Genomic DNA, 13,338 nt, shown 5'->3' on the forward strand with positions numbered 1-13,338 from the left:
GGCAGCTTTACGTTCCATTTTATTTCAAATTAGCGACAAACCCTTATGTTACAAGGCTTGAAGCTATAGTCGCTAAAGTTAGCGCCCAAAAAAAACGCTGACAAGCCTTTTTATGCTTATCAGCGTAATCTTTTACTTATTTTTGCTACACATCACTATTTTACGGCTGCAAACTCGACACCTGACGGCTCTTTTTCTAGTGCAACTTTCAACACTTCGTCGATCCATTGCACCGGAATAACCTTCAGATCTGCAATAACATTATCAGGAATCTCTTCCAGATCACGTTCATTGTCCTTCGGGATTAGTACCGTTTTGATGCCGCCACGGTGTGCCGCCAGCAGCTTCTCTTTCAAGCCACCAATCGGAAGAACTTCACCGCGCAGAGTAATTTCACCTGTCATCGCAACTTCAGCTTTTACAGGGTTGCCTGTTAAGCTAGAGACGAGCGCAGTACACATCGCGATACCCGCACTTGGGCCATCTTTAGGTGTAGCACCTTCAGGAACATGGACGTGAATATCACGCTTTTCGTAGAAATCGGAGTTAATACCCAACTTCTCAGCACGAGAACGTACCACTGTCATCGCCGCCTGAATCGACTCTTGCATGACATCGCCCAAAGAGCCTGTTTGCGTTAGCTTGCCTTTACCTGGCATGGCTTCAGTTTCAATGGTAAGTAGGTCACCCCCCACTTCAGTCCACGCCAAACCTGTCACTTGACCAATCCGGTTGCTGTCGTCGGCCTTACCATAGTCAAAACGCTGCACACCCAAGTATTCTTTTAGGTTATCCATGCTCACCGTCACGCTCTTAAGATCTTTATCGAGCAAGATGTTCTTCACAGCTTTACGACAGATCTTCGAAATCTCACGCTCTAGGCTACGCACACCAGCCTCGCGAGTGTAGTAGCGAATAATACCGATGATTGCTGAGTCTTCGATAACAATTTCGCCGACTTTTAGGCCATTGCGTTTAATCTGCTTGTCAACCAAGTGGCGCTTCGCGATATTAAGTTTTTCGTCTTCTGTGTAACCAGATAGACGGATAACTTCCATACGATCCAACAACGGGCCAGGGATATTCATCGAGTTAGACGTCGCAACAAACATTACATCAGACAAATCGTAGTCTACTTCTAAGTAGTGATCGTTGAACGCGTTGTTTTGTTCTGGATCTAGTACTTCTAACAGTGCTGATGACGGGTCGCCACGCATATCAGAAGACATTTTATCGATCTCATCCAGTAGGAATAGTGGGTTTTTCACACCAACTTTCGACATTTTCTGGATTAGCTTACCCGGCATCGAACCAATATAAGTACGACGGTGACCGCGGATTTCCGCTTCGTCACGCACACCACCGAGAGCCATACGCGTGTATTGGCGACCAGTAGCTGCCGCAATAGAACGACCCAGAGACGTTTTACCCACACCTGGAGGGCCGACAAGACACAGAATCGGGCCTTTAAGTTTATTGATACGATTTTGAACTGCTAAGTACTCAAGAATACGTTCTTTTACGCGCTCAAGGCCGTAGTGGTCTTCGTTTAGAACCTCTTCTGCTTTCGCCAGGTTCTTCTTAACCTTAGAGCGCTTTGCCCAAGGAACGCCTAGCATCCAGTCGATATAACCACGTACTACGGTCGCTTCTGCCGACATAGGAGACATCATTTTCAGCTTTTGTAGCTCTTGTTCCGTCTTCTCGCGTGCTTCTTGTGGCATTTTCGAATCGACGATCTTCTGCTTCAACGCTTCAAATTCATCGACGCCATCTTCACTTTCGCCGAGCTCTTTCTGAATCGCTTTCATCTGCTCATTCAGATAGTATTCACGCTGCGACTTTTCCATCTGCTTTTTAACGCGAGTACGGATACGTTTCTCAACTTGAAGCAGGTCGATCTCAGATTCCATTTGCCCCATCAAGAACTCTAAACGCTCACTCACGTCTAGAATCTCCAGAACGTTCTGTTTTTCTGCCAGTTTAAGTGGCATATGCGCGGCGATAGTATCGGCAAGACGAGCTGCTTCATCAATTCCATTTAGAGAAGTCAGAACTTCTGGCGGAATTTTCTTGTTGAGTTTGATGAAGCCTTCAAATTGATTAATCGCACTGCGCACAATAACTTCTTGCTCACGCTCATCTAACTCTTCAGTAGTCAGATATTCTGCGTCAGCAAAGAAAAATTCGTTTTCGATAAAGTGATTGATTTTTGCGCGCTGCTGACCTTCTACCAACACCTTAACCGTACCATCTGGTAGTTTAAGTAGTTGTAAAATTGTCGCTACGGTACCAACTTCAAATAAGTCCGCTTGATTTGGCTCATCAGTATCCGCTTCTTTCTGGGCTACCAATAATACTTGCTTGTTGTTATCCATTGCTGCCTCTAAACAAGCAATCGATTTTTCGCGTCCAACAAACAATGGAATTACCATATGCGGGTAAACGACTACATCTCGTAGAGGTAGTACGGGGATCTCGATACGTTCGGAACGTTCCAAGTTCATATTCTTCTCTCTTCCGCTTTGTCCTATGAGCAGTATATGGGGGCTAATTGGTTGGATTCAATGAAAGAATAAAAAAAAGGGAGTAATTGATTACCCCCTTTCTACGTACATTAATTTATGTGAATCAGATTATGATTCTGCACCTGCAGCTTGATTGTCAGAGTTGCTGTAAATAAGCAGCGGATCAGATTCACCCTTAATTACCGACTCGTCAATTACAACTTTGCTCACGTCTTCCATTGATGGCAATTCATACATGGTTTCAAGTAGAACACCTTCAAGGATTGAACGTAGGCCGCGAGCACCTGTTTTACGCTCCATCGCTTTCTTAGCGATAGCACGCAAAGCGTCTTCACGGAACTCTAGCTCTGCATCTTCAATTTCGAACAACGCTGCGTATTGCTTAGTCAGTGCGTTCTTTGGCTCACATAAGATTTGGATGAGTGCGTCTTCATCAAGTTCTGTTAGCGTCGTCGTTACAGGTAGACGACCAATGAACTCTGGAATTAGACCGTACTTGACTAGATCTTCTGGCTCTACTTGAGAGAACAATTCACCAATAGTGCGTGTTTCATCTTTAGAGCGAATATCTGCACCAAAGCCGATACCCGTTCCTGTCGCCACACGTTGTTCAATCACTTTATCTAAGCCAGCAAATGCACCACCACAAATAAATAGAATCTTAGATGTATCTACTTGTAGGAACTCTTGCTGTGGATGCTTACGACCACCTTGAGGAGGTACTGAAGCAACTGTGCCTTCGATCAGTTTTAGTAGTGCTTGCTGAACACCTTCACCCGATACATCACGTGTGATAGATGGGTTTTCAGCTTTACGAGAAATCTTGTCGATTTCATCAATATATACGATACCACGTTCTGCTTTCGCTACGTCGTAGTCACATTTCTGAAGAAGCTTTTGAATGATGTTTTCAACGTCTTCACCAACGTAACCTGCTTCCGTTAACGTGGTTGCATCAGCCATGGTAAATGGAACGTCAAGGAAGCGAGCGAGTGTCTCAGCAAGTAGTGTTTTACCACTACCAGTAGGACCAATCAGTAGGATGTTACTCTTACCAAGCTCGACACCTTCACTGGTGGTGTCCCCATTACGTAAACGCTTATAGTGGTTATAAACGGCTACTGCTAACACTTTTTTAGCGTAATCTTGGCCAATCACATAGTCGTCTAGATGTTCACGAATCTCTCTTGGCACAGGAAGTGCTTCAGATTGTTTTTTCGGTAGAACATCTTTGATTTCTTCACGAATAATGTCGTTACATAGATCGACACATTCGTCACAAATGTAGACTGACGGACCAGCGATTAACTTGCGAACTTCGTGCTGGCTCTTGCCGCAGAAAGAGCAGTAAAGAAGCTTACTACTACCGCTCTCTTTGCTTTTATCTGTCATTCGCTAACCTCTTATTAGCTTTCACTGTCTTGCTTTGAGTTTATATCAATTTTGACCAAATTTCGCCTGCATCTTTTGGCGATATGGTATTACTCTTTGTGATGAGTCAGAACTGAGTCAACCAAACCATACTCTACCGCTTGATCTGACGACATAAAATTATCGCGATCAGTATCGCGTTCGATCACTTCTAGTGGTTGACCTGTATGCTCAGCAAGCAGCTTGTTTAGCTTCTGTTTGATAGTCAGTATTTCTTGCGCGTGGATTTGGATATCCGATGCTTGACCTTGGAAACCACCTAGCGGTTGGTGAATCATCACACGAGAGTTTGGTAGTACATGACGCTTACCAGGAGCACCACCAGCAAGGAGGAATGCACCCATTGAGCAAGCTTGACCCATGCAAACTGTGCTTACATTTGGCTTAATATACTGCATGGTGTCGTAAATAGACATACCTGCTGTCACGCTGCCGCCTGGTGAGTTGATATATAGGAAAATATCTTTATCAGGGTTTTCTGACTCTAGGAATAGCATCTGAGCCACGACTAAGTTAGCCATTTGGTCTTCTACTTGACCAGTCAGAAAGATGATACGTTCCTTAAGCAAACGCGAGTAAATATCGTAAGAACGCTCACCTCGGGAAGTTTGCTCAACCACCATTGGTACTAGCGCGTTTAGAATTGGCGACATTGCATTTTTTTCTTGGTAGCTCATATTCTTATGTCCCTAAAATAAATGGCCCGGATGATACATATCATACGGACCATTGTTAGCAGAATAGTTAACGCTAAGTCAACCTTGTAAGCAGTTAATTGCTTATTACGCTGCTGGTTGCTGGTTCATTAGCTCGTTAAAGCTAACTTCTGCATCAGAAACCTGAGCTTTAGCGATGATTGCATCAATAGCTTGCTCTTCTAGAGCCACGTTGCGCATATTGTTCATCATTTGCTCGTTTTGCTCGTAGTAAGCGATAACTTCTGTTGGATCTTCGTATGCTGTCGCCATTTCTTCGATAAGTGCTTTCACTTTCTCGTCGTCAGCTTTTAGCTCTTCAGACTTGATAACTTCACCTAGAAGAAGACCAACGACTACGCGACGCTTAGCTTGCTCTTCGAATAGCTCACGTGGAAGCTGCTCTGCTGCTTCTGGGTTGCCACCAAAACGCTGTGCAGCTTGCTGACGTAGAGTACCGATTTCTTGATCGATAAGTGCAGCAGGTACGTCGATTTCGTTTTCTTTAACAAGACCGTCAAGCGCTTGCTCTTTGATTCGGTTCTTAACAGCTTGCTTAAGCTCACGCTCCATGTTCTTACGAACTTCAGCTTTAAGAGCGTCAACGCCACCTTCAGCAACACCGAACTTAGAAACGAACTCGTCGTTTAGTTCTGGAAGCTCACGAGCTTCAACTTTGTTTACTTTAATAGAGAATTTCGCAGCTTTACCTTTTAGGTTCTCAGCGTGGTAATCTTCAGGGAAAGTTACGTCGATTTCAAACTCCATACCAGCAGTCTTGCCTGCGATACCGTCTTCAAAACCTGGGATCATGCGACCTGCGCCCATTTCTAGAGGGAAGTTTTCAGCTTTACCGCCTTCAAACTCTTCACCGTCGATAGAACCAACGAAATCGATAGTCGCGCGCTTGCCTTCTTCAGCTGCTTCTTCTACTTCAACCCAACCCGCTTGTTGCTTGCGTAGAGTTTCGATCATTTCTTCAACGTCAGCGTCTTGAACTTCAGTTGTTGGTTTTTCAACAGTGATGTTCTCTAGGCCTTTTAGTTCAACTTCTGGGTATACTTCGAAAGTTGCGTTGAATACTAGGTCTCCACCTTCTTTAGTCTCAACTGGAGCGAAAGTTGGTGCGCCTGCTGGGTTGATCTTTTCTTTAACGATCGCTTCGATGAAGTGACGTTGCATTACTTCACCCATTACGTCTTGACGTACTGCTTTGCCGTACATCTTCGCAACCATTTTTAGAGGCACTTTGCCTTTGCGGAAACCATCGAAACGACGGTTTTTTGCGATGTTGCGTAGTTCTGCAGTAACAGCATCTTCGATGTTTGCAGCAGGAACAGTAATGTTTAGACGGCGCTCTAGGCCCTCTAGCGTTTCAACAGTAACTTGCATTATTCATTAACCTCAAAACTGACTCAGATAACTGAGCGTATGTGCCCATTCATCAAAGAAAGGACCCATCCTTGTTTGTACTCTATGAGTACTCTTATAAATCGAGTATCGATAATCGAGCAATTCAATTATCGGACTAATTAGCGATATCCTTTCGAAGCTAGTTGCTTAACAGCTAGTCCGAGTAAAGGTATCTCCGATTAGTCTCAGGATAAAAATTTAGACGCAGCATTCTACCGAGCGGATCGATAGCTGTCGAGCCGATCCCTAAGATCACTGCGGGTTTACCCTAAAATCTCACTTAACTGCTAAAAAAAACATCAATAAAGCAGTCTTTGTTTCCAGAAATGGGGACATTAATGCCTTTTTCAAGAGAAACTAATATTTTTTTTCATTTAAAGATTAAAACAAGATCTAAGTCCGGTTTTATCCCTCAGTTTAATCAGCCCAGTAAACACATTTGTAACAAAAACCTTTACGCTATGGATGTTTAAGGAAGATTCACAGGAATGGTGATGTTAACGTTCAGGCGCGGCAAGTTTTATCTGCTCATACTCTACCTGTTTACGGTAGTCGTCGGTTCAAGCTGGATATGGAATTCAAGCGAAAGTCGCCAGTTTTCAATACACAAAGAGCAACTTGAACGTTTTGCAGAGTTTATTTCGAGCAAGCTCGATAAGTACGCTCACCTACCTCAACTTATTGCCAAAGATAAAGAGCTGATCGCAGCGCTGCAACACCCGCAGAACAGCGCTCAGATAGAGCTCACCAATCGCTACCTTGAGCAAGTAAATGAAACTATTAAGTCGACAGATGCATACTTGTTAGACGAGTTCGGCAATACTATCGCGTCTAGCAACTGGAATCTTCAGCGTTCTTTTATAGGTCGCAACTACGCTTGGCGTCCCTATTTTTCCAATGCGATTCAAGGTAAACCTAGTCAGTATTTTGCCCTAGGTTCAAGTTCTAAACAGCGAGGTTACTACTTCTCTTATCCTGTTATGTACGCCGCTGAAACCATTGGCGTCATTGTGATTAAAATGGATCTAACTGCCATTGAGGCCAACTGGCAAAATAGAACTAATACGTTCGTTGCGACCGATAGCTATAATGTAATCTTTATGTCGAGCAACGAAGATTGGCTATTTAAGAGCCTGACAACCCTATCAGAAGCAGATCGGCAATCCATTCTCAACAGTCGCCAATACCTAGACTCACCTATACGCTCGTTTGGTTTGTCTGGTGATATCTCTAAACCCCAAGCACAACTCAGTAACCCACTCGCTTCAGGGTTCGAGAACTCTTATTTAGTGTCATCTCGTCCGTTGACTAAACATGATCTAACACTGAGAGTGTTGACGCCAAAGGTGACTTTACTTTGGTCAACACTAAGCTTTTCCCTACTTGTGACACTGTTGTTTGTAATCGCTTACCTTTCCCTTCAGTTGACTTATCAACGCCACCTAAAAAAACGTCAGTTCGAACAGTTGCAGTCAGAAGCGAAACAGAAGCTTGAGTTTTTGGTCATGGAAAGAACCTCTGAGTTGCAAGCGGAGATCAATGAGCGCACGAAAACTGAGTACGCTTTACGCCAGACTCAAGATGAACTGATTCAAGCGGCCAAGCTCGCCGTACTTGGCCAAATGTCGGCCAGTATTAGCCATGAGCTTAATAATCCTCTCGCCGCAATCCGTAGTTTTGCAGACAATGGTCGACGCTTTTTAGAGCGGGATAAATACGACCGGGTCGATGAAAACTTATCGCGTATCTCTGCACTCACAGACCGTATGGCTAAGATCAGTAGTCAATTACGCTCATTCGCTCGAAAAAGTGATAGCAATGAAGTCAATTCGCTCGATGTGGTTCCGCTGATTATCGCCGCTAAAGAGTTGCTAGCTCCACAGTTTAAATCCAAGCAAGTTGCTCTTGAGACTCAACTCGATCAACCTTTGCCTGAAGTAGATCTGAATCCTATTCAGTTCGAGCAAGTTCTTATTAATCTTATGACTAATGCAATGCAAGCTGTCGAAGACCAAGCACAGCGTCAGGTATCCATTTCTACCTCAGTAGATGAAAAACAGCTGTCCATTTTCGTTGATGACAATGGCCCAGGTATTGATAGTGATAAACAGCAATCACTGTTCGAACCTTTTTATACCACTAAGAAAAATGGACTTGGGCTCGGACTGTCTATCTCCCAACAGATCAGCCAAGCAATGGGCGGCGAACTGAGTGTTGCACGTTCACCACTCGGTGGAGCACGATTCACTATCTCTTTGCCCATTAAGGAATAATACGTAATGCAGATGTACGATGTAATTTTCATTGATGACGAAAGTGATATTCGCCTAGCGATAGAACAAAGTTTTGAACTAGAAGATATCTCAGCGCGATTTTTTGGAAGTGCTGAAGAAGCACTACTGGCCATCAAACAAGACGGTTTACCAAAAGTTGTTATTACTGACATCTGCTTACCGGGACTGTCTGGTGAGAACATCCTTTCGAGTATTTTACACCAAGACCCAGACATCCCAGTGATTCTGATCACCGGACATGGTGATATTTCAATGGCCGTCAATGCACTACGAAACGGTGCTTATGACTTTATTGAGAAGCCCTTTCCGATTGATCGTTTAATTGATACTACCCGCCGAGCGCTCGAAAAACGCGACTTAACTATAGAGAACCAAGAACTTAAACGCACCTTAAAAGCGAGCCAAGCGCTTGGGCCAAGGATTATTGGTGACACACCTTCAATACAAGTGCTACGTGATACTATAGTTCATATCTCTGACACCAATGCTGATATTCTCCTGTTTGGAGAAACTGGAACAGGTAAAGAACTCTTTGCTCGTTCTATTCATGAGCAGAGCCAACGAAGAGATAACAACTTTGTCGCGATCAACTGTGGTGCCGTGCCAGAAAATCTGATTGAGAGCGAACTGTATGGTCACGAAAAAGGCGCCTTTACGGGAGCCGACGTTAAACGCGTGGGTAAGTTTGAGCACGCTCAAGGGGGCACACTGTTCCTAGACGAGATCGAGTCTATGCCTCTTCAAGCGCAAATTCGTTTGCTACGCGTGTTGCAAGAACGTGTGATTGAACGAGTCGGCTCAAATGAACTTGTCCCGATTGATATTCGCGTGATTGCCGCAACCAAGGTCGACTTAAAACAAGCAGCCGAACAAGGGACATTTCGTGAAGATCTCTACTACCGGCTCAATGTTGTTACCCTCGACCTGCCACCATTGCGGCAACGTAAAGAGGATATCGCTACTCTATTTCACCACTTCTTACTGGTTGCTGCTTCGCGCTACGGGAAGTCAGCACCAGCGATTGAATCTCAGCAAATTCATCAGTTAATGAGCCACGATTGGCCGGGTAATGTTCGTGAATTAAGAAACGCGGCCGAGCGTTTTGTTCTTCTAGGCAGACTGTCCCAATTTGGTTCTGAAAGTGCAGAGAATGCCAGTAGAGAGTTGGGCCTAGCTCAGCAAGTCGCTGAATTTGAGAAGAGCCTGATTGAACAAGCACTCAACCAAAATGAGGGCAGCATTAAAAAGACCATGGTACATTTACAACTTGCTCGCAAAACCCTGTACGACAAAATGCAAAAATATGGCTTGGATAAGAGCAACTATAAAGGTGAATAATCTATTCACCTTTTGTTCATCTCACATCTCATACATTGGACTCATCAAACGGAAGTGATGAATGGAGTTGTCTTATTAACTCCACAGTCCATAAATAGAAATGTCCTAAAACAAAAGCCCCAGATAACTGCCTCTCTGGGGCTTTTTATTTTCATTATGTTATTCGGTTACTTGGTTATGATCTCTGGCCCCATCAGCGTCGTCGGAAGCCATGTCGAAACCCAAGGCACGTACGTCACAATAATGAGGAAGAGGAACATTACCGCCACCCAAGGCAGTGCGGCTTTAACCACTTGCATCATCGACATCTTGGCTACCCCAGCGGTCACAAACAAGTTGAGCCCGACAGGAGGAGTAATCATACCTATCTCCATGTTCACTACCATCATGATACCTAGGTGAATTGGGTCGATACCGAGCGCGATAGCAATTGGGAAGACTAATGGTGCAACGATAATCAACAGGCCCGATGGCTCCATGAACTGACCACCAATAAGCAGTAGAACATTAACGACAATCAAGAAGGTAATCGGGCCAAGACCTGCTGACAGCATTGATTCTGTAATCATTTGCGGAATGCGTTCTTCCGTTAGTACATGCTTGAGAATCAATGCATTAGCAATGATAAATAATAGCATGATGGTCAGCTTACCCGCTTCATACAAGGTATGCTTTGTGTCTTTATGGACAAACGCTTGGAAGATTTTCACTAACGCAGGTTTGGTGTTTTTCTTATCGGAAAACGGCCCCATATCTTTGTAGATAAAGTTGGCGATAAGGAAAGAGTACACTGCTGCTACTGCTGCCGCTTCCGTTGGTGTAAAGATGCCACCATAGATACCACCAAGGATGATCACCACCAGCAATAGACCCCAGCTGGCATCTTTTGCCGCTGCAAACATTTCTCCCCAACCAACGAATGGCTGCTTGGGTAGATTCTTCACGCGCGCTGCAATGTAAATGGCAATCATCAACATAACGCCAGCAAGAAGGCCAGGAATCACACCACCAAGAAACATACGCCCTACGGACACATCCGTTGCCGCCGCGTAAACAACCATTACAATTGAAGGCGGGATCAAAATACCCAATGTACCCGCGTTACAAATAACGCCAGCAGCAAAGTCCTTTGAATAGCCATTTTTGATCATACCAGCGATAACAATACTACCTATCGCCACTACCGTTGCTGGTGATGAACCAGATAGTGCAGCAAACATCATACACGCCACAACTGAAGCCATTGCTAGGCCACCGCGGAACCAGCCCACCATCGCGATGGCGAAACGAATAATACGTTTTGCTACCCCGCCTGTAGACATAAAGCTTGATGCCAGAATGAAGAATGGGATTGCCAATAGGGTGTAGTGTCCAGCGAAGGCATTAAATAGGGTTTGTGCCACAGAGGCTAACGACGCATCTGAATGCATCATCAGGAAAATAATACTTGATAAACCCAATGAAACTGCGATTGGCACGCCAACAAGCATAAAACCAATCACCATGACGAATAAGAATAAGATTTCCATGGTTTAGCTTTCCTTGTTCTGGTTATTGTTGTTTTTCGGCTCCATTGCTTCGCCGGCATCCTTGAGCTCTTCTTTCAGTGCTTCTAACTCTTCTTCCGCTTCATGACCAGCAATTAAGCGATCCAACTTACCTGTGATGATTTGCACGGTGATTTGAGCAAAGCGGAATGTGAGCAACGCCATGCCAATCGGCAGCGCCATATAAGGAATAAAGCGAGGCATTTTTTCGTAACGTTCGCCTTCATTGAGCCAATCAGCAAGGAACTGGAGCATTTCTGGCATTGGAATATCGTCTGTTTCGTACCAAGCACGCTCGGTTGCAAATGGATACCAGTAGTTCCAAGAGCCAATCAACAGCAGAATAGAGAAAGCCAAACAACAAGCCGCAGCAATCAAGGCGTAAATTTTACGTAGTTGCTCTGGAGCGAGGTTAATCACCACATCGACACCGATGTGAAAATGCTTTTTGACGCCGTACGATGCGCCAACAAGGACCATCCAAGCAAACATGAACACGGTAAGCTCCAGTGCCCATAAAATGTTGTCATTAAAGACATATCTAAATACAACGTTGGCGAACGTGAGCAAGGTCATTGCTCCTAAAAAGAACGCAATCAATGTCTCTTCAATTGCGTCTGTCACCTTCCCAATTCTGGCAAAAATTGACTGTTCCATAAGTTACTTCACTATATCGCAGGTAAAGAAAGGCCCTCCTCCCGACAAGAGGGCCAATATTTATTGAGTTATGGGCTTGTTAGACCCTTATTATTATTTGTTTGAAGCTAGAGCCGCTTCGATTAGATCAGAGCCGATGTCTTTTTCAAACTTCTTCCAAACTGGCTGAAGCGCAGTCACCCACTGCTGACGTTGCTCTGGAGTCAGAGTACGAACTTCACCACCCGCTTCGATAATGTTGTTTTTGTTGGCTAGGTTCACTTTTGAAGATTCAGCATTACGTGTCGCCGTAACTTCTTGGATGATTTTGTTTAACTGTTTACGCTGATCGTCCGGTAAGCCTTTCCAGAAATCTTTAGAAGTCACCACTAGGTAATCGAGAATACCGTGGTTAGTTTCGGTGATGCCGTCTTGAACTTCGAAGAACTTCTTACCGTAAATGTTTGACCAAGTGTTCTCTTGACCATCAATAACTTTGGTCTGTAGGCCACCGTACACTTCTTTAAATGACATCTTCTGTGGGTTAGCTTCTAGTTGCTCAAACTGCGCAACTAATACGTCTGACGCTTGAACACGGAATTTAAGACCTTTTGCATCCTCTGGGGAGATGAGAGGCTTGTTAGCAGACATCTGCTTCATACCGTTGTGCCAGAACGCTAAACCTTGCAGACCGCGGCGACGCATTGCATTTTTCAGTTTTTCACCAGCCTGAGAGTTCTGGAAACGGTCAACCGCTTCTACGTCTTCAAATAGGAACGGTAAATCGAAAATACGGTACTTTTTAGTGAACTTTTCAAACTTTGATAGAGAAGGGGCAGCAAGTTGCACATCACCGTTGAGCAATGCTTCAAGTACCTTGTTATCATCATAAAGGGTCGAGTTAGGGAAAACCTGCATACACACTTTTCCGTTCATCTCTTCGTTGACACGTTTTTCAAGTAATGAAGCCGCGATACCTTTCGGGTGTTTATCTGTATTCGTTACGTGACTGAATTTTATCACTGTCTCGCCCGGATCACAGTTCGCCGCAGCGTTAAAACTGGTCACAGCAAGAATGGAGGCAGATAGTAGGGTCAATGGCTTAAACATTATTATTCTCCTTGTTAAATGAACAACCCCATCACTGGGTGTTGATATATTTATAAGGGCAATAACCGAGCCAAGATCAATAAACCATGATTAAGCTTGTATTTTCAAAGTGTTATACGTAATCCCTATTTAATTTGCCAATCAAGTTCACATAAATTCTTAATAAATGGGGGGAAACCTACACATCATAATTTTCCACACGGGTAGATTTACACATATTTAACAAGCCCGCAAAACTAAAAAAACAAATGGCAGCTATGCAAGCTGCCATTTTCGTTACTAGAGATGAGGTGAGCAATAAGGAGACATAACTGCCCACCTCGACTCACTCTGCATGAAACTGAAC

9 protein-coding genes are annotated in these 13,338 nt (G+C 44.2%); 2 read left to right on the forward strand and 7 right to left on the reverse strand.

Features of this window, described 5'->3' with window-relative positions; translation table 11 throughout:
* Positions 1-155: 155 nt before the first annotated feature.
* The 4 genes from lon to tig form a co-directional block, all read right to left on the reverse strand.
* Entirely contained in the window at positions 156-2,507 is a 2,352-nt protein-coding gene (gene lon, locus APB76_RS11915; RefSeq protein ID WP_049843638.1) for an endopeptidase La, read from the reverse strand.
* A gap of 129 nt (positions 2,508-2,636) precedes the next feature.
* Positions 2,637-3,920, reverse strand: coding sequence for an ATP-dependent protease ATP-binding subunit ClpX (gene clpX, locus APB76_RS11920; protein ID WP_049843637.1), 1,284 nt, complete (start codon positions 3,918-3,920; stop codon positions 2,637-2,639).
* Between the two features lie 89 nt (positions 3,921-4,009).
* A complete protein-coding gene (gene clpP / locus APB76_RS11925) occupies positions 4,010-4,636 on the reverse strand; it encodes an ATP-dependent Clp endopeptidase proteolytic subunit ClpP (protein WP_049843636.1) in 627 nt (208 codons plus the stop codon).
* A gap of 105 nt (positions 4,637-4,741) precedes the next feature.
* A complete protein-coding gene (gene tig / locus APB76_RS11930) occupies positions 4,742-6,046 on the reverse strand; it encodes a trigger factor (RefSeq protein ID WP_054961563.1) in 1,305 nt (434 codons plus the stop codon).
* 515 nt (positions 6,047-6,561) lie between these two features.
* Between tig and APB76_RS11935 the strand changes: the two genes are divergently transcribed.
* Together APB76_RS11935 and APB76_RS11940 are read left to right on the forward strand one after the other, a co-directional pair.
* Positions 6,562-8,340 (forward strand): sensor histidine kinase, encoded by a 1,779-nt coding sequence (locus APB76_RS11935; protein ID WP_054961682.1) that lies wholly within the window; start codon positions 6,562-6,564, stop codon positions 8,338-8,340.
* Between the two features lie 12 nt (positions 8,341-8,352).
* Complete coding sequence (locus APB76_RS11940; RefSeq protein WP_054961681.1) at positions 8,353-9,699, forward strand: sigma-54-dependent transcriptional regulator; 1,347 nt, start codon at positions 8,353-8,355, stop codon at positions 9,697-9,699.
* Positions 9,700-9,866: 167 nt separating this feature from the next.
* Here APB76_RS11940 and APB76_RS11945 read toward each other — a convergent pair whose 3' ends face one another.
* The 3 genes from APB76_RS11945 to APB76_RS11955 all read right to left on the reverse strand — a co-directional run bounded on the left by APB76_RS11945 (position 9,867) and on the right by APB76_RS11955 (position 12,992).
* Positions 9,867-11,228 carry a TRAP transporter large permease gene (locus tag APB76_RS11945; protein ID WP_049843634.1) on the reverse strand — a complete coding sequence of 454 codons (1,362 nt, stop codon included), beginning with the start codon at positions 11,226-11,228 and terminating at the stop codon, positions 9,867-9,869.
* 3 nt (positions 11,229-11,231) lie between these two features.
* Positions 11,232-11,903 (reverse strand): TRAP transporter small permease, encoded by a 672-nt coding sequence (locus APB76_RS11950; RefSeq protein ID WP_054961562.1) that lies wholly within the window; start codon positions 11,901-11,903, stop codon positions 11,232-11,234.
* A gap of 93 nt (positions 11,904-11,996) precedes the next feature.
* Positions 11,997-12,992, reverse strand: coding sequence for a TRAP transporter substrate-binding protein (locus APB76_RS11955; RefSeq protein WP_049843633.1), 996 nt, complete (start codon positions 12,990-12,992; stop codon positions 11,997-11,999).
* Positions 12,993-13,338: the final 346 nt, after the last annotated feature.

The sequence above is a fragment of the Vibrio bivalvicida genome (assembly GCF_001399455.2).
Classification (GTDB): domain Bacteria; phylum Pseudomonadota; class Gammaproteobacteria; order Enterobacterales; family Vibrionaceae; genus Vibrio; species Vibrio bivalvicida.